The sequence below is a fragment of the Streptomyces sp. NPDC102278 genome (assembly GCF_044766345.1).
Lineage (GTDB): Bacteria > Actinomycetota > Actinomycetes > Streptomycetales > Streptomycetaceae > Streptomyces.
Window position 1 is genome coordinate 84457 of record NZ_JBIWLV010000009.1, and the last position, 18941, is coordinate 103397.

19 protein-coding genes are annotated in these 18941 nt (G+C 71.6%); 4 read left to right on the plus strand and 15 right to left on the minus strand.

Annotated elements, in window-relative coordinates; all coding sequences use genetic code 11:
• Positions 1-27: 27 nt before the first annotated feature.
• Positions 28-204: a hypothetical protein gene (locus ACIRO3_RS22005; RefSeq protein WP_199826603.1), complete on the plus strand. Its 177-nt coding sequence runs from the start codon at positions 28-30 to the stop codon at positions 202-204.
• A gap of 29 nt (positions 205-233) precedes the next feature.
• Here the strand turns inward: ACIRO3_RS22005 and ACIRO3_RS22010 are convergent, their stop codons facing one another.
• Together ACIRO3_RS22010 and ACIRO3_RS22015 are read right to left on the minus strand one after the other, a co-directional pair.
• Entirely contained in the window at positions 234-1673 is a 1440-nt protein-coding gene (locus ACIRO3_RS22010; protein WP_404139239.1) for an alkaline phosphatase PhoX, read from the minus strand.
• Positions 1674-2093: 420 nt separating this feature from the next.
• Positions 2094-3605 carry a hypothetical protein gene (locus tag ACIRO3_RS22015; RefSeq protein WP_404139242.1) on the minus strand — a complete coding sequence of 504 codons (1512 nt, stop codon included), beginning with the start codon at positions 3603-3605 and terminating at the stop codon, positions 2094-2096.
• 249 nt (positions 3606-3854) lie between these two features.
• On the opposite strand from ACIRO3_RS22015, the gene ACIRO3_RS22020 reads away from it, so the two are divergent.
• Positions 3855-5696, plus strand: a complete 1842-nt coding sequence (locus ACIRO3_RS22020) for an endonuclease/exonuclease/phosphatase family protein (protein WP_404139244.1) — start codon at positions 3855-3857, stop codon at positions 5694-5696.
• A 198-nt stretch (positions 5697-5894) separates the two neighbouring features.
• Entirely contained in the window at positions 5895-6149 is a 255-nt protein-coding gene (locus tag ACIRO3_RS22025; RefSeq protein WP_404139247.1) for a hypothetical protein, read from the plus strand.
• A gap of 165 nt (positions 6150-6314) precedes the next feature.
• Here ACIRO3_RS22025 and dapD read toward each other — a convergent pair whose 3' ends face one another.
• Positions 6315-7295, minus strand: coding sequence for a 2,3,4,5-tetrahydropyridine-2,6-dicarboxylate N-succinyltransferase (gene dapD / locus ACIRO3_RS22030; protein WP_361775026.1), 981 nt, complete (start codon positions 7293-7295; stop codon positions 6315-6317).
• 43 nt (positions 7296-7338) lie between these two features.
• The gene (locus tag ACIRO3_RS22035) at positions 7339-8697 is read right to left on the minus strand and encodes an MFS transporter (protein ID WP_404139250.1); all 1359 of its coding nucleotides are present in this window, start codon (positions 8695-8697) and stop codon (positions 7339-7341) included.
• Between the two features lie 73 nt (positions 8698-8770).
• Between ACIRO3_RS22035 and ACIRO3_RS22040 the strand changes: the two genes are divergently transcribed.
• Positions 8771-9646 (plus strand): winged helix-turn-helix transcriptional regulator, encoded by an 876-nt coding sequence (locus ACIRO3_RS22040; RefSeq protein WP_404139253.1) that lies wholly within the window; start codon positions 8771-8773, stop codon positions 9644-9646.
• Positions 9647-9703: 57 nt separating this feature from the next.
• On the opposite strand, the gene ACIRO3_RS22045 is transcribed toward ACIRO3_RS22040, so the two are convergent.
• From ACIRO3_RS22045 to ACIRO3_RS22095, 11 genes are all read right to left on the minus strand, one after another.
• Complete coding sequence (locus tag ACIRO3_RS22045) at positions 9704-10246, minus strand: TetR/AcrR family transcriptional regulator (protein ID WP_404139255.1); 543 nt, start codon at positions 10244-10246, stop codon at positions 9704-9706.
• Positions 10246-10569, minus strand: coding sequence for a DMT family transporter (locus ACIRO3_RS22050; protein WP_404139258.1), 324 nt, complete (start codon positions 10567-10569; stop codon positions 10246-10248). Before ACIRO3_RS22050 ends, ACIRO3_RS22045 begins: the two co-directional genes overlap by 1 nt.
• 107 nt (positions 10570-10676) lie before the next feature.
• Positions 10677-12083 (minus strand): hypothetical protein, encoded by a 1407-nt coding sequence (locus ACIRO3_RS22055; protein WP_404139261.1) that lies wholly within the window; start codon positions 12081-12083, stop codon positions 10677-10679.
• 195 nt (positions 12084-12278) lie between these two features.
• Complete coding sequence (locus ACIRO3_RS22060) at positions 12279-12623, minus strand: metal-sulfur cluster assembly factor (RefSeq protein WP_053681645.1); 345 nt, start codon at positions 12621-12623, stop codon at positions 12279-12281.
• Positions 12620-13081, minus strand: a complete 462-nt coding sequence (gene sufU / locus ACIRO3_RS22065) for a Fe-S cluster assembly sulfur transfer protein SufU (protein WP_053681643.1) — start codon at positions 13079-13081, stop codon at positions 12620-12622. The genes ACIRO3_RS22060 and sufU overlap by 4 nt, the downstream gene beginning before the upstream one ends.
• Positions 13082-13103: 22 nt before the next feature.
• Positions 13104-14360 (minus strand): cysteine desulfurase, encoded by a 1257-nt coding sequence (locus ACIRO3_RS22070; RefSeq protein ID WP_361974497.1) that lies wholly within the window; start codon positions 14358-14360, stop codon positions 13104-13106.
• Positions 14357-15121, minus strand: coding sequence for a Fe-S cluster assembly ATPase SufC (gene sufC / locus ACIRO3_RS22075; RefSeq protein WP_150520152.1), 765 nt, complete (start codon positions 15119-15121; stop codon positions 14357-14359). The genes ACIRO3_RS22070 and sufC overlap by 4 nt, the downstream gene beginning before the upstream one ends.
• A gap of 7 nt (positions 15122-15128) precedes the next feature.
• Complete coding sequence (locus ACIRO3_RS22080; protein ID WP_361775007.1) at positions 15129-15446, minus strand: bifunctional 3-phenylpropionate/cinnamic acid dioxygenase ferredoxin subunit; 318 nt, start codon at positions 15444-15446, stop codon at positions 15129-15131.
• The gene (sufD, locus tag ACIRO3_RS22085; protein WP_351759440.1) at positions 15446-16624 is read right to left on the minus strand and encodes a Fe-S cluster assembly protein SufD; all 1179 of its coding nucleotides are present in this window, start codon (positions 16622-16624) and stop codon (positions 15446-15448) included. The genes ACIRO3_RS22080 and sufD overlap by 1 nt, the downstream gene beginning before the upstream one ends.
• A 62-nt stretch (positions 16625-16686) precedes the next feature.
• Complete coding sequence (gene sufB, locus ACIRO3_RS22090; RefSeq protein ID WP_267796546.1) at positions 16687-18102, minus strand: Fe-S cluster assembly protein SufB; 1416 nt, start codon at positions 18100-18102, stop codon at positions 16687-16689.
• On the minus strand, positions 18099-18857 hold the full coding sequence (locus ACIRO3_RS22095; RefSeq protein WP_361775000.1) for a winged helix-turn-helix transcriptional regulator: 759 nt from the start codon (positions 18855-18857) through the stop codon (positions 18099-18101). Before ACIRO3_RS22095 ends, sufB begins: the two co-directional genes overlap by 4 nt.
• Positions 18858-18941: the final 84 nt, after the last annotated feature.

Here is an 18941-nt window from a genome sequence, read left to right on the forward strand (position 1 = left end):
GTCAGTGCCCGCCCGTAGCCTTGAGCCATGCACAAGACACTCCAGCCTGCGGGTCCGGCCCGCCCGTCCGCCGCAGAGGCGAACGAGGCGATCCGGCACCTCGTCGAGACCGGGGTCGGCGGTGAGTGGCCCTCCGACGCGTACGAATTCCTCCTGGAGGAATGGGCCGCCGCCTCCCGCTCGGAGACCGCGGCGACCCAGTAGCGCGCCGCCGGCCGTGGTCGTGCCCCGCCTCAGCGGGCGCGCCGCCACGGTCCGGTGACGGCCAGCATGATGCCCGGGTCCTGGAGGTTCGCGTAGAGGGTGCGCCCGTCCGGTGAGAAGCAGACGCCGGTGAACTCCGAGTATTCGGGCGCCTCGTCCGTCCCGATGTTCAGCTCGTTCCGGGCCAGCGGGTAGGTGCGTCCCGATTCGGTCGCGCCGAACAGGTGCTGGAGTCCCGTCCCGTCCTCCGCGATGACCAGGCCTCCGTACGGGGACACGGTGATGTTGTCGGGGCCGTCGTAGGCACCCTCCTTCGCCGGGTCGGCGTTCACACCGAGCAGCACGGTGAGCCGGATCGTGCGCCGCTTCGGGTCGTAGAACCACACCTGGCCGTCGTGCGGGGCGCCCGGGCTCTCCGCGCGGGCGAACGAGGAGACGAAGTAGGCGCCCCCGTCGGCCCACCACATGCCCTCCAGCTTGCGCCCCCGGGTCACCGCGGTGTCCGCGAACTGCTTGCGTACCGGCGTCGTCCGCGCGTCGCGGTCGGGCACCTCCACCCAGTCCACCCCGTACACGGTGCCGATCGCGGTGGCGCGCGAGAGGTCGTCGACGAACCGGCCGGTGCGGTCGAAGCACTTGGCGGCGGCGAGCACGCCCGCGTCCGGCGCGAGGGTACGGAGCCGGCCCCGCCCGTGCCGGAAGCCGTGCGGCGGGGTCCAGCGGTAGAGCAGCCCGTTGGGGCCGGAGGCGTCCTCCGTCAGGTACGCGTGGCCCTGGCGCGGGTCGATGACCACGGCCTCGTGGTCATAGCGCCCGAAGGCCTTGACGGGCCTGGGGTCGCGGTTGGCGCGCCGGTCGTGCGGATCCACCTCGAAGACGTAGCCGTGGTCCTTGGTCATGCCGTTCTTGCCGGCGAGGTCGGAGTTCTCCTCACAGGTCAGCCAGGTGTCCCAGGGGGTGGCACCGCCGGCGCAGTTGGTCGACGTACCGGCGATGCCCACCCATTCGGCGACCTCGCCGCCGCGCCGGACCTCGACGACCGTGCAGCCGCCGGCGGCGGCCGGATCGTAGACGAGACCTTCCGTGAGCGGTACGGGGCGCTCCCAGCCCGTGCGCGGGCCCTTCAGCTCGTGGTTGTTGACGAGGAGGGTGACTCCCCGGTGCCCCTCGAACGCGGCCGTCCCGTCGTGGTGGGACGGGGTGCTCTCGCCCGAGTCCAGCGTGGTGACACCGCTGTGGGTGATCACGCGGTACCTGAATCCGGCGGGGAGGGCCAGGATTCCGGCCGGGTCGGGGACGAGCGGGCCGTAGCCGGGGCCGTGCGGGCGGCCGTGCTCGTCGTGCCGCGTGTCGTCGTCGGCCGCGAGCGCGCCGGGGGCGGTGGCGAGGGCGCCGACGGTTCCGGTGAGGGCCACTCCGGCGCCGGCGATCACGGTGCGGGCGGTGAAGTCTCTACGGGTGAGCGGCATCGGATCTCCTGGGGTGGGGAGGTGGTGCGCCTGTCGTGCGGTCGTCGGCGCACACGCTCCCGCCCGCACGTGAACGGCGGCTGAACTACCCGGGAACGCGGGCCATCCCCTCACGTCCGGCCGGAATGGCGGACTCCGGCCCAGGATCGGCGCGTTGTGCACCCCGACGGGCCCACCGAGCGGGAGCCCCGAGGGTGCGCCCCCGCCGACAGCGCCGCTCCTCGCGCACCCCGGCGGCCGGGAGCGGCGGCCCCATCCGTCGCGCCCGCTGCCCCCGCCCGCATCCGACACCTCATCGGCCACGCGCACCCGCCACCCCGCCCGCCACGCGCACCCGCCGCCTCATCCGTCGCGCGCGCCCGCCGCCCCGTCCGTACCGCGCCCCGCCCGTCCGCCGGGCGGGAGCCGCCGCCCCGCCCGTCAGCCCTGCCGGGAGCGGGCCTTGAAGGCGGCCTTGCGGGCTTCCTTCGCCGCCTTCTTGTCCGGGTGCAGCCGCCCCATCGCCTCCAGCACGTAGGCCGTCGCGGGGTGTTCCACCCGCCACGCCTGCTCGAAGAACCCTGCATGATGTTCCGTCAGGGTGCCCATCAACAACGGGAGTTCGTCGGTCTCGCCGTCGGCGGCGAGCTGCGCGGCGATCGTGTCGACCGTCAGCCAGAACACCATCGCCCCGTCCGGCGCCGGCACGTCCGTCGCCCCGCGCTCGGCCAGCCAGACCCGGGCGAGTCCGCCGAGTTCCGGGTCGCCCAGTACCGCGCGGACCGCCGGTTCGGCGTCGGGGCCGGCCGGGGCGAGGGCCTGCTGGCAGCGCAGCCTGCGCAGCGGGGCGCCCTCGTCGTCGCCGCGGGCCGCGGCCAGCAGTTCGGCCACCGCGACCGGCAGTTCACGTCCGGCCAGCCACTGCTCGATCTCGGCCTGCGCCGCGCCCTCCGGGTAGAGGGAGACCGCGTCGAGCAGCGCGTCCGCGCCCTTGTCGGCCAGTTCTCCGATGGCCGGGGCCGCGACTCCGGCCTCCAGCATCCGGGCCCGGATCCCGTACAGGCCGAGCGCGGTCAGCCGGACCATCCCGTACCGCGCCACGTCGTCCTCGGAGCCGTCGCCCTGCCCGGCGAGGAGCTCCTCGTCGTCGACCTCCGCCATCAGCGCCTCGTCCACCGGACGGAACTCGACCAGCCCGATCGGTTCCAGCTGCCGGAACTGGTCGTCGAGGCGCATCATCGCGTCGGAGACCTGCTCCAGCACGGCGTCGGTGGGATCGCCCATGTCGTCGGGGACGACCATCGAGGCGGCGAGCACCGGCAGGGGTACCGGGCTGTCGCCGGAGCCCCCTTCGGCGACGGTCAGCAGGTAGAGGTTGGCGAGCACCCCGTCGAGGAAGTCCGCCTCGCGCTGCGGGTTCCAGTCGAGCCGGTCGAAGTCGATGTCACCGCCCGCGTCCAACGCGTCGACGAGGTCGTCGAGGTCGGGCACGGCCGCGTCCGCGAGGACGGCGTCCAGGGCCGCCAGCCACAGGTCGAGCACGTCGCCGGGCGCGCCGCCCGCGATCAGCGCCAGGTCCTCGCCGGGGGCGGCGGTCCCGTACCGCGGCTCGGCGCCGTCCGCGGCGCCCTCGCCCGCCTCGTGCTCCGCGGCGCCCGCCTCCTCGTCCGGCTCGGTCACGTCGACCAGCCCGGTGTCCACGGCCACCCGCCAGGCCTGGCTCGCGTGCACCGGGCCCTCCTCGCCCTCGGGGTCGAGCCCGAGTACGGCGGCCGCCTCGGCGAGCTGTTCGGCGGTGAGTTCGCCGCCGACGTCCACGCGGGTGTGGGGCCCGGCCCAGCGGGCGAGGCGCACGGCGTGCGCGAACAGCGGGGTGACCAGGGCGTCGCGGGCCAGTTCCGCATCGGAGTGCAGCCGTACCGGCGGCAGTGTGGGGTGCGGCTCTGCGGACATGGGGCGGTTCTCCTCGCGGTCGCGGTGGGGCCGTTGGGTCGTACGGCGACGACCCAGCGTAGACGCAATTCGGGCATGCCCGAGGGGCCATCGCCCTTGGTTCATCCCCCAGTCAGCTGCCGTCTTCCTCGGAGACCTTGACAACTTTGCGGTCCACACAGGAAATTGACGCGCGTAGATGTACTGAGCAGTACAGGAGCCCCGGATCTCCCGGCGTTCCCCCCCACCCTCACACCGGAGTTCCCGCCCATGCGCTCCTCGCATCCCCGTTCCGCCGCCGTCGCGGCCCTCGTCGCCACCGCGCTGGCCACCGGCCTGCTCGCGGGCTCCGCCGACGCGGCCGAAGGCGCCGTGTCCGCCGATCCGATACGCATCCACGACATCCAGGGCACCACCCGCATATCCCCGCTCAACGGCAAGCAGGTCGCCGACGTCGAGGGCATCGTGACCGGTGTGCGGACGTACGGTTCGCGCGGCTTCTGGATCCAGGACCCCGACACCGACGACGACGCCGCCACCAGTGAGGGCGTGTTCGTCTTCACCAGCTCGGTGCCGACCGTCGCGGTCGGCGACGCCGTCAAGGTGACCGGCACGGTCGGCGAGTACATCCCGGGCGGCGTCTCCTCCGGCAACCAGTCCGTGACCCAGATCGCCAAGCCGGTCGTGACCGTGCTGTCCTCGGGCAACGCCCTGCCCGCCGCGGCCGCGATCAACGAGTACACGGTCCCGGCCGAGTACGCCCCGGCCGGCGACCCGGCCGCCGCCGGCAGCGTCAACGGGCTGACCCTGGAGCCCGCGCGCTACGCCCTGGACTTCTACGAGTCCGTCGAGGGCATGAACGTCAAGATCGGCAACTCCCGCGTGGTCGGCGCCACCGACCCGTACTCGGAGCTGTGGGTCACGGTCAAGGGCTGGGAGAACACCGCCAAGCGCGGTGGCACGATCTACGGATCGTACGAGTCCCAGAACACCGGCCGGCTCCAGATCCAGCAGCTCGCACCCGTCGCGCAGCAGCCCTTCCCCGTGGCCAACGTCGGCGACAAGCTGACCGGCACCACCGAGGGCCCGCTGGACTTCAACCAGTTCGGTGGCTACACCCTGGTGGCCCGCACCCTCGGCACGGTCAAGGCGGGCACCCTCGCCCCCGAGAAGACCAAGGCGCAGGCGGCGAACGAGCTCGCGGTGGCCACGTACAACGTCGAGAACCTCGACCCGAGCGACCCGCAGGAGAAGTTCGACGCGCTGGCGAAGGCCGTCGTGGAGAACCTGGCCTCGCCCGACGTCGTGGCCCTGGAGGAGATCCAGGACGACAACGGCGCGAAGAACGACGGCACCGTCTCGGCCGAGCAGACGCTGACGAAGTTCACCGCGGCGATCACGGCGGCCGGCGGTCCCGCGTACCAGTGGCGCACCGTCAACCCCGAGAACAACAAGGACGGCGGCGAGCCCGGCGGCAACATCCGTCAGGTGTTCCTCTACAACCCGGCGCGGGTCTCGTTCACCGAGCGCGCCGCGGGCGACGCGGTGACGGCCACCGGCGTCACCACGGTCGACGGCAAGGCCGCCCTGACCCACTCCCCCGGCCGGATCGACCCGGCGAACGCGGCGTGGGCCGACAGCCGCAAGCCGCTGGCCGGCGAGTTCGTCTTCCGCGGCAAGTCGGTCTTCGTCATCGCCAACCACTTCGGTTCCAAGGGCGGCGACGAGGGCCTCACCTCGCACCACCAGCCGCCGGTGCGCTCCTCGGAGGCCAAGCGCCTGCTCCAGGCGCAGGCCGTGAACGGCTTCGTCAAGGACATCCTGGCGGCCGACAAGAAGGCGAACGTCATCGCCCTCGGCGACATCAACGACTTCGAGTTCTCGGCGACCGCCGACGCCCTGGCGGACGGCGGGGCGCTGTACCCGGCGATCAAGTCGCTGCCGAAGGCGGAGCGTTACTCGTACGTGTACCAGGGCAACGCGCAGGTGCTGGACCAGATCCTGACCAGCCCGGCGATCAAGACCTTCACGTACGACAGCGTGCACATCAACGCGGAGTTCGCGGACCAGAACAGCGACCACGACCCGCAGGTGCTGCGCTTCCGTCCGTAGTCACGGGCGGATCGGCAGGGGGTCCGGGCGCCGTCCCGCCCGGATCCCCTGCCAGACCGGAGGGCGCCTTTCAGGACAAGGTGGGGGCTTTCGGCCCTGGCGTGACACTCGACACACCCCTGTCCAATTCGGCCGTTCTGGTGTTGAGTGTCTGCACGCCCGATCTTGCACGCTCGATCCCGCACCCCGGAGGACCGTGTGTTCCCCTCCATCACCCTCGTCCAGGAAATCGGCATCGCCGTCCTGCTCGTGGCCGCCCTCGTCTGGGTGGTCGGCCTCGGCCACATCCTGTGGGACGGCCGTTTCCACCAGCCGCAGCCGGGCGCGTTCCAGGGCCTGTCGACGATCCCGACCCAGCGCGGCCCGGCCGGGCACCCCATGGAGTCGGTGGAACTGACGGAGGAGGAGGAGCAGGCCTTCGCCGGCCTGGTCCGCTCGATCCCCCCGCACTGACCGGTTCGGCCCGCAGGGCCCCCTCCCCCGCTCGGGGCGGGAGGGCCGCCCGCGGCCGGCGTCCACTCGGGGACGCGCGACGCCCTCCCACCCGCTCGGGGTGGGAGGGCGTCGCGACATCCGGCGCCGGCGATCAGGCCGGCCCGAGGGGGCCCCGGCGGGCCGTCAGTTGTGGCTGTGCAGGACCTCGTTCAGGCCGCCCCAGGCCGCCTTGTACGGGCGGGCCTCGACGGCGCCGGTCACCGAGTTGCGGCGGAAGAGGATGTTGTCGGCGCCCGAGAGTTCCAGGGCCTTGACGATCTGGCCGTCCGGAAGGGTGACGCGGGTGCCGGCGGTCACGTAGAGGCCGGCCTCGACGACGCACTCGTCGCCCAGCGCGATGCCCACGCCCGCCTCGGCGCCGATCAGGGTGCGCTCGCCGATCGAGATGATCTGCTTGCCGCCGCCCGAGAGGGTGCCCATGGTGGACGCGCCGCCGCCGATGTCGGAGCCGTCGCCGACCACGACGCCGGCCGAGATGCGGCCCTCGACCATGGAGGTGCCCAGGGTGCCGGCGTTGAAGTTGACGAAGCCCTCGTGCATGACGGTGGTGCCCTCGGCGAGGTGCGCGCCGAGGCGGACGCGGTCCGCGTCGGCGATGCGGACGCCCTTGGGGGCGACGTAGTCCGTCATGCGCGGGAACTTGTCGATCGAGGTGACCTGGAGGTGCAGGCCCTCGGCGCGGGCGTTCAGGCGGACGGTCTCGATCTCGTCGACGGGGACGGGTCCGAGGGAGGTCCAGGCCACGTTGGCCAGCAGGCCGAAGAGGCCGTCGAGGTTCTGGCCGTGCGGCTTGACCAGGCGGTGGCTGAGCAGGTGGAGGCGCAGGTACGCGTCGTGGGCGTCCAGCGGCTTGTCGTCGAGCGAGGAGATGACCGTACGGACGGCTACGACCTCGACCCCGCGGACCGCGTCGCGGCGGATCGCCTTCGGCGCGGTGGCCCCGAGGAGTTCCACGGCCTGCTCGGCGGTGAGGCGCTCGGTGCCGGCCGGGCCGGGCTCGGCGACGAGGCGGGGGGCGGGGAACCAGGTGTCGAGGACGGTGCCGTCGGCGGTGATGGTGGCAAGGCCGGCGGCGACGGCGCCGGAGGTACGCGTAGCAGTCATGCCCGAAACCTAACCGGCGACGGGCCGCGGTCGCGAACCGGTCTCATGTGACGGTCGCACCACGCGCCGCCCCGGCGGCCTCGACGCCCCCACCGCGCGCCGCACCCGAAACCTCCACGCCCGCACCACGCGCCGCCCCGGCGGCCTCGACGCCCGCACCGCGCGCCGCCCCGGACGCGCCCGCTACCCGGCCCGTTCCCCGCCCCGCGGGCCGCGGCGGGCGGCGGGAGGTCCACAGCACCGCGACCCCCGCGCCCCCGGCCAGGGCCGCGCACAGCGGCCACAGCAGCCCGGGGGCGGCGGCGTACAGGGCGCCGCCGAGCGGTGCGCCGAGGACGACGCCGCTGACCGAGACCCCCGCGTACAGGCTCTGGAAGCGGCCGACCGCGTGCGCGGGGGCCTGGTCGGCGACGTAGGCGGTGGCGGTGGTCTTGTACAGGATCTCCCCGAGGCTGAGCAGCACCATCATCACGACGGCGCTCGCGATGCCCGCCCCGGCGATCAGCGCCGCGTATCCGGCCCCGACGAGGAGCAGCCCGGTGCCGACGACGGCCAGGGGCGGTCGCTTGCGCAGGGCGACGGCGGCGGGCAGTTCCAGCAGCAGGACGACCCCGCCGTTGAGGGCGACGACGAGCCCGAAGGCGCGGATGTCGAAACCGTGGTCGGCGAGGAAGACCGGGAGCGTGGAGTACTGCTGCCGGTAGACGACGTCCACGACGAGGACGGCGGCGAGCAGGACGAGCAGGGCGGGGCGGGCCCGCAGCTCGGCGGTGACGCCGCGGCCCGGACCCCCGTCCCGGGCCGCGGCGGGTCCGTGGGCGGCGCCGCGGGCGGGCACGATCCGGGCGGTCCAGACGGCGAGGGCGAGGGTGCCCACGCCGTCGGCGACGAACAGCCAGTCGTACGAGAGGCCGGCGGCGACCAGGGCCCCGAGGGGCGGGCCGAGGGTGAAGCCGCCGTTGGAGGCGCACCGCAGGACGGCGTAGGCCTGGCGGCGGGCACCCGCGGGGACGGTGACGGCGACGAGCGCGGAGTTGGCGGCGCGGACGACCCCCGACGCGTACTGGACGGCCGGCAGGGCGGCGCACAGCAGCGGGGTGGGCAGGAGCGGGAGGCAGACCAGGGCGAGGCCGCCGAACGCGGAGGCGGCGAGCAGCACCTTGCGGTGGCCGAGGCGGTCGCCGTACCAGCCTCCGGTGAAGTTGCCGGCGACCAGGCCGACGCCGCCGACTCCGACGGCGAGGCCCGCCTGCGCCGCGCCGAGGCCGCGCGGCCCGACCAGGTACACGAAGACGAACACGAAGGTGAAGCCGACGACGGCGTTGACGAACACCCCGGCGGCCAGGAGCCACACCACCCTCGGCACGTCCTTGAACCCTCGCAACACGGTGGCGCCCCCCACGAACACATCAGTTCCCTTTGGGAACGGACTATGTCAGCATGGCAGCCTTGGGTCAACGGACAAAGGAGTTCCCATGGCCCAGCGCACGCACCTCGGCGACGCGGACTGCTCCATCGCCCAGGCCCTCGACGTGGTGGGCGACTGGTGGACGCTGCTCGTCGTGCGCGACGCCGCGCGCGGTGTGCACCGCTTCGAGGAGTTCCAGCGCGAGCTCGGCGTCTCCCGCAAGGTGCTGACCGAGCGGCTGAAACTGCTGGTCGAGGCCGGGGTGTTGACGCGCGAGCCGTACCAGGAACGTCCGGTGCGGCACGAGTACCGGTTGACCCCGCGCGGCCGGGGGCTGTTGCCGGTGCTGGTGGCCCTCCAGGACTGGGGGGACACCTGGGTCCTGGGAGGGGGAGAGGTGACGGCGACGACCGAGGAGTCCTCGCGGGAGGCGGCGCGGGTCCAGGCGCTGCTCGGCACCCGGGTACCGGAGTTGCTGCTGCCGGACCGGTTCGGGGAGCCTCGCGACCCCGTGGCGGACACGCCGTACACGGTCCTGTACTGCTTCCCCGGCGCCTACGCCCGGGCCGAGTCGTATCCGCCCGGGTGGGCCGGGATCCCCGGCGCGAAGGGGTGCACCCTCGAATCCTGCACGTTCCGGGACCAGTTGGCCGAGTTCACGGCGGCGGGCGCGACGGTCCAGGGCGTCTCCACCCAGCGGCCCGACGAGCAGCGGGAGTTCGCCGAGGCGGAACGGCTGCGCTTCCCCCTCCTCTCGGACGCGGGACTCGCGCTGACCTCGGCGCTGCGGCTGCCGACCTTCCGCGCGGCGGGGGTGAGCCGGCTCAAGCGGCTGACGCTGGTCCTGGACCGGGAGCGAACGGTGCGCGAGGTGATCTACCCGATCACGGACATCGAGGCCGGCGTCCGAACTGCCCTGGAGGCGGTCCGCCGCGCCCCCTGAGCGGCCCCGCCGGCCGCGGGTGCCACCGTCGGGCGGCGGCCCCCGGGCTGCCGCCCCTCATCCCCCGGCCAGCACCCGCCCCAGGATGTCCCGCGCGTACGACGGGTCGTACTCCGCGTCCGTCAGCAGCACCTGGAGGCTGATCCCGTCCATCACCGCCACCAGCGCCCGCGCCGTCACCGGATCCGTCCGCCCGCCCAGCGCCGCCGCCACGGACGCGCACCACTCGGCGGCCACCGGCCGCAGCGCCGGGCGCCGGAGGGCCGCCAGGTACAGCTCGTACTCCAGCTCCACCCGCCCCCGGTCCCGGCCCGCCGCCAGGAACTCCCCCAGCAGCCGCGCGAGCGCCGTCGCGAGGTCCGGCTCGGCGGGGTCGAGCACCGGGGCGAACTGCTCGTTCGCCTGACGCAGGGCCGCCACGAGGAGGTCGTCCAGGGTCTTGAAGTGGTAGGTCGTGGACCCCAGGGGGACGTCCGCCTCGACCGCCACGGTGCGGTGGCTCAGGCCCGCGATGCCCCTGGCACCCACGACCCGGATCGCCGCGTCGATGATCCGCTGCCGGCGCTCCGGGTCGTGCCGGCGCACCGCTCCGGCCGGCATCAGTGGGCCGCCCCGCCGAGGTTCAGCAGGACGACCCCACCGATGATCAGCGCGATCCCGGCGATCTTCGCCGCGGTCGCCGCCTCCCCCAGGAACAGCATGCCGATGGCGGCGATCGCGGCCGTGCCGACGCCCGCCCAGATCGCGTACGCCGTTCCCACCGACATCGACTTCAGGGTCTGGGCGAGCAGGGTGAAGGCGACGAGGTAGCCCAGGACCGTGCCGATCGAGGGCCACAGCTTCGTGAAGCCGTCGCTGAACTTCATGGCGGTCGTGCCGGCGACCTCGGCGGCGATGGCCGCGGCAAGCAGTACGTAGGGCATGTGTACGAGGGTACACAACGTTGCGTACGCCCGTACACATGGCCGAACGCGCCCGTACGTGCGCCCGGGCACACGCCCGCAGACCGGTCCGACGGCGCGGACGGAGGTCAGTGCAGCGTGAACCAGGCCGCCCGCGCCTTCTTCCACTCCGCGTGCGTCAGGTCCTTGGCCTCGGTGCCGTCCCCGTACAGGTCGGCGGAACCGCTGTCGGTGATCAGCTGCACGCGGGCGCCGGGGGCCCGCAGGTCGGGCACGTTCACCACGGCCTCCCAGCCGCCGGGATCGGCGGTGGGCAGGTCCACCCGCTTGCGCGGGGCGTGCCCGGGGATCCCGTCCCACTGGTACAGCGCGTACGGGTCCGAGTTGTCGTCCGCGGCGTGCGTACCGGCCAGGATCAGGTACTGGTTCGCCGCGTTCTTGCGGACGTCGCGGATCGCCAGCCCGCCGAGGTCCATCTCGATCGGCTCGCCGAAGGCCGGCCGGGCCGTGCCCGCGACCACCCGGTCCATGTTGGTCACGGGCACGACAAGCGCCTTCCCGCCGGGCACCGCGGGCGCCAGTGGGGCGCGGAAGCCCAGGTAGGCGGTGCTCGTGGAGCCCGGTGCGAACTCCAGCCCCTCGATGTTGAAGCCGTCGATCCGCTTGGGGACCTGCCCGTTCGCGGCGCCGGCCGCGAAGCCGAAGCGGTCGCCGTGCTCGGTGTCCCAGGCGATCAGGTCCTCGCGCAGGCCGCGGTACGCGCCGCCGAAGGAGACCTCGGTACCGGCGCCCGATCCGGTGATCCTCGTGGTGAAGACGGTGTTCCGCTCCGCCTTGTACCTGCCGTCCTTGTTGTTGCCCAGCGAGCCCGTCCAGTAGACGGTGTCGCCCACCCGGGCACCCGCCTCGATGTCGACCTCCTTCTTCAGGCCGAGCGAGGGGCCGAGGTCCCAGGTCCTGACCGGAGCGCCGGTGCGGGAACGGTCGTACAGACGCAGCACGTTGGACTCGTCGTCGGCGACCAGCACGTGCCCGCCGCCCACGTCCACGGCGGCCGAGGCGTCCGAGGACCCCGTGAGGTAGCGGGTCGTGGGCGCGCCGCCGACCCGCGCCGAGGCGGCGTAGGCGAGGGTGGCCGTCGCGGTCTTCCCGCCGCGTCCGGTGACCTGGAGCGTCAGGTCGGTGTAGCCCTGCCCGCGGGGGCGCACCGTCAGGCTTCGGTCGCCCGAGCGGGTGCGTTCCTGTCGTACGTCGCCCACCGCGACCACCGCGGGGTTGCTGGAGGACAGCACCCGCAGCCGCAGGAACCCGACGGGCACCCCGGCCTGCTCGACGTCCACGGTCACGGCGGGGTCGCCGTGCGCGCCCACGGCCCCGGTGAGGTGCGTGGCGGAGAGCGAGATCGTCGGGTCGGCGTACCCGCCGGTGTGCCCGACGGCGTGCGCGGGCGCTCCCAGCCCGGCCAGGAGGAGGGCTGCGGCCCCGGCGACGCCCACGGCGCCCGCACGGCGCACCGGCGACAGGCGAACGGTCACGGATGGTCCTCTCGTCTGCTGCGCCACGGCATGAGCATGGCGGCCATGGAGAAGATTCGGCCACTGCGGCCAACTTCCGGTGCACGCCGTCCGACGGCCGGGCGAACAGGCCGTGGAGCGGACCTCGCACGAGGGCCCGAACGGCAGGAGGGGCCCCCGGCACCGTGCCGGGGGCCCCTCCTCACACACGTCCACTCAGACGTTGAAACCGAGTGCGCGCAGCTGCTCACGGCCGTCATCCGTGATCTTGTCCGGGCCCCACGGGGGCATCCAGACCCAGTTGATGCGAAGTTCGTTGACGATGCCTTCCGTCGCCGACTTCGCCTGGTCCTCGATGACGTCCGTCAGCGGGCAGGCCGCCGAGGTGAGCGTCATGTCGAGGGTGGCGATGTTCGCGTCGTCGACGTGGATGCCGTAGATCAGGCCCAGGTTCACGACGTCGATGCCCAACTCGGGGTCGACCACGTCGTAGAGGGCCTCGCGGACCTCTTCCTCGCTGGCCGGCTTGATCGACGCCTCGGGCGTCGCGTTCTCGGTCATGCCGTCTTCCTCTCCGCGTCGCCCAGGGCCTGGGCGGTCGCGTCCTTCCACGCCATCCAGCTCAGCAGAGCACACTTCACGCGGGCGGGAAACTTGGCGACACCGGCGAACGCGACCGCGTCCTCCAGTACCTCTTCCATGGCCTCGTCGGGCTCGATCTTGCCCTTGGACTGCATCAGCTCCAGGAAGGTCTCCTGGATCCGACGCGCGTCGGCGAGGTCCTTGCCGACCAGCAGCTCGTTCAGCACGGACGCGCTGGCCTGGCTGATGGAGCAGCCCTGGCCCTCGTACGAGACGTCGGTGAGCGTCTCGCCGTCGTACTTCACGCGCAGCGTGATCTCGTCACCGCACGTGGGGTTGACGTGGTGCACCTCGGCGTCGCCGTCGCGCAGGCCACGCCCGTGCGGGTGCTTGTAGTGGTCCAGGATCAGTTCCTGGTACATCGAATCCAGCTTCACTGCGTCCTCGTCGCCTTCGTCGCTATCCGAAGAAGTTCCGTACGTGCTCCAGCCCGTCGATCAGCGCGTCGACCTCGGCCGGAGAGGAGTACAGGTAGAAAGACGCCCGCGTGGTCGCGGGAATTCCGTAGCGCAGGCAGACGGGGCGCGCGCAGTGGTGTCCCACGCGCACCGCGATGCCCTGCTCGTCCAGCACCTGGCCTACGTCGTGCGGGTGAATGTCACCCAGCGTGAAGGAGATGGCGGCGCCGCGGTCCTCGGCCGTGGTGGGACCGATGATCCGCAGGTCGGGCACCTCCAGGAGGCGTTTGACCGCGTACTCCGTGATCGCGTGCTCGTGCGCGGCGATCTTGTCCATGCCGATCGCGCTCAGGTAGTCCACGGCCGCGCCGAGGCCGACGGCCTGGGCGATCGGGGGCGTACCCGCCTCGAACTTGTGGGGGGCCGGGGCGTAGGTCGAGGCGTGCATCGACACGGTCTCGATCATCTCGCCGCCACCGAGGAACGGCGGGAGGTCCTCCAGGAGCTCCTGCCGGCCCCACAGGACGCCGATGCCGGTCGGGCCGCACATCTTGTGGCCGGTGAAGGCCACGAAGTCGGCGCCGAGCGCCTGGACGTCCAGCGGCATGTGCGGAGCGGCCTGCGAGGCGTCGATCAGCACCAGCGCGCCGACCTCCTGCGCCCGGCGGACGATCGCGTCGACCGGGTTGACCGTGCCCATGATGTTGGAGACCAGCGTGAAGGAGACGATCTTCGTCTTCTCCGTGATGACCTCCTCCATGTTGGACAGGTCGAGCCGGCCGTCGTCGGTGAGGCCGAACCACTTCAGCTTCGCGCCCGTGCGCTGCGAGAGCAGCTGCCACGGGACGATGTTGGAGTGGTGCTCCATCTCGGTGATGGCGATCTCGGTCTCGCGGTCGACCCGGTAGGGCTCGTCCGCCCAGCCGAGCATGTTCGCGACCAGGTTGAGCGACTCCGAGGCGTTCTTGGTGAAGATCACCTCGTCGCGGCTCGGTGCGTTGATGAAGGCGGCGACCTTGTCGCGGGCGCCCTCGTACAGCGCCGTGGCCTCCTCGGCGAGCACGTGCACGCCGCGGTGGACGTTGGCGTTGTGCTGCTCGTAGTACTCGTTCAACGCGTCGAGCACCTGGCGCGGCTTCTGCGAGGTCGCCGCGTTGTCCAGGTAAACGATCTTCTTCCCGTCGTGGACCACACGATCCAGAAGGGGGAAGTCCTTGCGGATCGCCTCGATGTCGAGGAGGCCGGGCAGCTGTGTCACGCGGTCGCGCCACCCTTCACGTACTTGTCGTAACCCTCGGCCTCCAGCTGGTCCGCCAGCTCGGCGCCGCCGGACTCGGCGATCCGGCCGTTCGCGAACACGTGCACGAAGTCGGGCTTGATGTAGCGCAGGATGCGCGTGTAGTGGGTGATCAGCAGGGTGCCGACCTCGCCGCTCTCACGGACCCGGTTGACGCCCTCGGAGACGACGCGCAGGGCGTCGACGTCCAGGCCGGAGTCGGTCTCGTCGAGGATCGCGATCTTCGGCTTGAGAAGCTCCAGCTGGAGGATCTCGTGGCGCTTCTTCTCGCCGCCGGAGAAGCCCTCGTTGACGTTGCGCTCGGCGAAGGCCGTGTCCATCTGGAGCTGCTCCATGGCGGACTTGACCTCCTTCACCCAGGTGCGCAGCTTCGGCGCCTCGCCGCGGATGGCGGTGGCCGAGGTGCGCAGGAAGTTGGAGACCGAGACGCCGGGGACCTCGACCGGGTACTGCATCGCGAGGAACAGGCCGGCGCGGGCGCGCTCGTCGACGGACATCTCCAGGACGTCTTCGCCGTCGAGGGTGACGGTGCCACCGGTGATCGTGTACTTCGGGTGACCGGCCAGCGAGTAGGCCAGCGTGGACTTGCCGGAGCCGTTCGGACCCATGATGGCGTGCGTCTCACCCTGCTTGACGGTGAGGTCGACGCCCTTGAGGATCTCGCGGGCGCCGTTCTCGGCCTCGACGGAGACGTGCAGGTCGTGGATTTCAAGCGTTGCCATGGATACCTCAGGACTCCTGGGTGAGGGAGACGAGCACGTCGTCCCCTTCGATCTTTACGGGGTATACGGGTACGGGGCGCGTCGCGGGCAGGCCGGACGGCTTGCCGGTTCGCAGGTCGAACGCCGAGCCGTGCAGCCAGCACTCGATCATGCAGTCCTCGACCTCGCCCTCCGAGAGGGACACGTTCGCGTGCGAGCAGATGTCGTTGATCGCGAACACCTCCCCCTCGGTGGAGACGATGGACACCGGCGTGCCGTTCAGCTCCACCCGCTTGGGGGTGTCCGCCTCCAGCTCGCTCAGCGCACAGGCCTTGACGTAATTCATCAGACGGAACCCTGGAGCTCGGTCTCGATCTTGGAGAGCAGGCGCTCCTCGATGTCGTCGACACCGATCTGCTGGACCAGCTCGGCGAAGAAGCCGCGCACGACCAGCCGGCGGGCCTCGTCGGCCGGGATGCCGCGGGCCTGCAGGTAGAAGAGCTGCTCGTCGTCGAAGCGGCCGGTCGCGGAGGCGTGGCCGGCGCCGACGATCTCGCCGGTCTCGATCTCCAGGTTCGGCACCGAGTCGACCCGCGCGCCGTCCGTGAGGACGAGGTTGCGGTTCATCTCGTAGGTGTCGGTGCCCTCGGCGGTCTTCTCGATGAGCACGTCACCGATCCAGACCGCGTGGGCGTCCTGGCCCTGCAGGGCGCCCTTGTAGACCACGTTCGACTTGCAGTGGGGCGCGCTGTGGTCGACCAGGAGACGGTGCTCCTGGTGCTGGCCGGCGTCCGTGAAGTACAGGCCGAAGAGCTCGGCCTCGCCGCCGGGGCCGGCGTAGGTCACGCGCGGGTGCAGGCGGACGAGGTCGCCGCCGAAGGTGACGACGATCGACTTGAAGGTCGCGTCCCGGCCCACCAGCGCGTTGTGCTGGGAGACGTGGACGGCGGTGTCGTCCCAGTCCTGCACCGACACGACGGTGAGCTTGGCGCCGTCGCCGACGAGGAAGTCGACGTTGGCGGCGCGCACGCCGTCACCGGTGTGGTCGATGACGACGACGGCCTCCGCGAAGGCCTTCACGTCGAAGACCGTGTGGCCGAAGGTGGTGCCTCCCTCGCCGTGCAGCGTGACGCGCACGGGCTCGGTGAGGACGGCCTCCTTGGGCACGGTGACGACCGTGGCCTTCGCGAAGGACGAGAACGCCTGCGCGGCGATCCGGTCCACCGGGGTGCCGGCCTTGCCGATGCGCGCGTCGCCGCGCTCCACCGACTCGATCGTGACGACCTCGGGTGCGTCGATCTGGGCCTTCAGGGTGCCGTCGGCGACCGCGGTGCCGTCGTGCAGGCCCTTGAGGCGGGCGAGCGGGGTGAACCGCCACTCCTCCTCGCGGCCGTTGGGAACCGGGAAGTCCGCCACGTCGAAGGACGGGGGCGCGCTCATCCGGGTGGCGACGGTGGACTCGGCGGCCACCGCGATCGCGCCGGCGGTGGTCGAGCCCGCCGGAATGTTCTGAGCCTCAGCCATGGCTGTCTTCGTGCTCTCTTCCTACGTCAAAGAATGTCTGCGGGACGGTCGGGCGGTCGGGACTATCCGACCGACCCCTCCATCTGCAGCTCGATCAGCCGGTTCAGCTCCAGCGCGTACTCCATGGGCAGCTCGCGCGCGATCGGCTCGACGAAGCCGCGCACGATCATGGCCATGGCCTCGAACTCGGTCAGACCGCGGCTCATCAGGTAGAAGAGCTGGTCGTCGGAGACCTTGGAGACGGTGGCCTCGTGACCCATGGACACGTCGTCCTCGCGGACGTCCACGTAGGGGTACGTGTCCGAGCGGGAGATCGTGTCGACCAGGAGCGCGTCGCACAGCACGTTGGACTTGGAGCCGTGCGCGCCCTCGCCGATCTCGACCAGGCCGCGGTAGGACGTGCGACCGCCGCCTCGCGCCACCGACTTGGAGACGATGTTCGAGGAGGTGTTCGGCGCCATGTGGACCATCTTGGAGCCGGCGTCCTGGTGCTGGCCCTCGCCCGCGAAGGCGATGGACAGGGTCTCGCCCTTGGCGTGCTCGCCCATCAGGTAGACGGCCGGGTACTTCATGGTGACCTTGGAACCGATGTTGCCGTCGATCCACTCCATGGTCGCGCCCTCGTACGCCACGGCGCGCTTGGTGACCAGGTTGTAGACGTTGTTCGACCAGTTCTGGATCGTCGTGTAGCGGCAGCGGCCGCCCTTCTTCACGATGATCTCGACCACGGCGCTGTGCAGGGAGTCCGAGGAGTAGATCGGGGCGGTGCAGCCCTCGACGTAGTGGACGTAGGCGTCCTCGTCGACGATGATCAGCGTCCGCTCGAACTGGCCCATGTTCTCCGTGTTGATGCGGAAGTAGGCCTGGAGCGGGATGTCGACCTTGACGCCCTTGGGGACGTAGATGAACGAGCCGCCCGACCACACGGCGGTGTTCAGCGACGCGAACTTGTTGTCGCCGACCGGGATGACCGTGCCGAAGTACTCCTGGAAGAGCTCCGGGTGCTCCTTCAGCGCGGTGTCCGTGTCGAGGAAGATGACGCCCTGCTCCTCCAGGTCCTCACGGATCTGGTGGTAGACGACCTCGGACTCGTACTGGGCGGCGACACCGGCGACGAGGCGCTGCTTCTCCGCCTCCGGGATGCCGAGCTTGTCGTACGTGTTCTTGATGTCCTCGGGCAGGTCCTCCCAGGAAGCGGCCTGCTTCTCGGTCGAACGCACGAAGTACTTGATGTTGTCGAAGTCGATGCCCGAGAGGTCAGAGCCCCAGTTCGGCATGGGCTTCTTGCCGAACAGCTTCAGGCCCTTGAGCCGGAGGTTCAGCATCCACTCCGGCTCGGACTTCTTGGCCGAGATGTCGCGGACGACATCCTCGGACAGACCCCGCTTGGCGACGGCGCCCGCCGCGTCGGAGTCGGCCCAGCCGTATTCGTAGGTGCCCAGGCCATCGAGCTCAGGGTGAGCAGTCTCCGTGGTCATGCGGGGTTCCTCCCGGCCGTACTTGCAGATACTGATGTGTCGGTCTGTGCGGCACCCTTGGCGCCGGCGCCCGCGCTGCGCGGAATGAACGTCGTGCACACCCCGTCGCCGTGGGCGATCGTGGCGAGTCGCTGCACATGGGTCCCGAGCAGGCGGGAGAAGACCTCGGTCTCCGCCTCGCAGAGCTGCGGGAACTGCTCGGCCACGTGGGCGACCGGACAGTGGTGCTGGCAGAGCTGTTCACCGCTGTGCGGACCGGGAGCGCTCTTGGCCGTAGCAGCGTACCCGTCCGCGGTCAACGCCTTGGCCAGGGCCTCGGTCCGTTCCGCGGGGGCGGCCGCCTCGACGGATTCCCGGTAGGTCTCCGCCTGTGCGGCCAGTCTCGCCCGGGCGAACGCGGCCACCGCCGCCTCGCCCTGCTCGCCTCCGCCGGCGGACTGCGCGATCCAGCGCAGGGCCTCGACGGCGAGCGAGTCGTAGGACTGGTCGAAGGCGTCGCGTCCACAGTCGGTGAGCGCGAAGACCTTGGCCGGTCGACCCCGAGTGCGTGCGCCGTACACACGCTGCTCTCGGGGTGCGATCACGTCGTCGGCGACGAGTGCGTCGAGGTGACGACGGACGGCGGCCTGGGTGAGGCCGAGACGCTGGGCGAGGTCGGCGACGGTGGACGGACCGTGGTCCAGGATGGAGCGCGCGACCCGGTTGCGGGTGGACCGCTCCCCGGTCACGAGTTCCCCCTGGGGGGTCTCGATCATCCGTTCGCCGTATTTCACAACGCCATTGTTGCGTAATTAACCGAGCATCGACAAGCCGTGACCGAGGCCACTCCAGGTGGTCTC

Coding starts and splice junctions, on each gene's coding strand:
- sufD (WP_351759440.1), bottom strand. CDS start 16,624: ATGGCTGAGGCTCAGAACATTCCGGCGGGCTCGACCACCGCCGGCGCG.
- ACIRO3_RS22040 (WP_404139253.1), top strand. CDS start 8,771: ATGGCCCAGCGCACGCACCTCGGCGACGCGGACTGCTCCATCGCCCAG.
- ACIRO3_RS22080 (WP_361775007.1), bottom strand. CDS start 15,446: ATGAATTACGTCAAGGCCTGTGCGCTGAGCGAGCTGGAGGCGGACACC.
- dapD (WP_361775026.1), bottom strand. CDS start 7,295: ATGACTGCTACGCGTACCTCCGGCGCCGTCGCCGCCGGCCTTGCCACC.
- ACIRO3_RS22020 (WP_404139244.1), top strand. CDS start 3,855: ATGCGCTCCTCGCATCCCCGTTCCGCCGCCGTCGCGGCCCTCGTCGCC.
- ACIRO3_RS22045 (WP_404139255.1), bottom strand. CDS start 10,246: ATGCCGGCCGGAGCGGTGCGCCGGCACGACCCGGAGCGCCGGCAGCGG.
- sufC (WP_150520152.1), bottom strand. CDS start 15,121: ATGGCAACGCTTGAAATCCACGACCTGCACGTCTCCGTCGAGGCCGAG.
- ACIRO3_RS22060 (WP_053681645.1), bottom strand. CDS start 12,623: ATGACCGAGAACGCGACGCCCGAGGCGTCGATCAAGCCGGCCAGCGAG.
- ACIRO3_RS22095 (WP_361775000.1), bottom strand. CDS start 18,857: ATGATCGAGACCCCCCAGGGGGAACTCGTGACCGGGGAGCGGTCCACC.
- ACIRO3_RS22050 (WP_404139258.1), bottom strand. CDS start 10,569: ATGCCCTACGTACTGCTTGCCGCGGCCATCGCCGCCGAGGTCGCCGGC.
- ACIRO3_RS22015 (WP_404139242.1), bottom strand. CDS start 3,605: ATGTCCGCAGAGCCGCACCCCACACTGCCGCCGGTACGGCTGCACTCC.
- ACIRO3_RS22005 (WP_199826603.1), top strand. CDS start 28: ATGCACAAGACACTCCAGCCTGCGGGTCCGGCCCGCCCGTCCGCCGCA.
- ACIRO3_RS22010 (WP_404139239.1), bottom strand. CDS start 1,673: ATGCCGCTCACCCGTAGAGACTTCACCGCCCGCACCGTGATCGCCGGC.
- sufB (WP_267796546.1), bottom strand. CDS start 18,102: ATGACCACGGAGACTGCTCACCCTGAGCTCGATGGCCTGGGCACCTAC.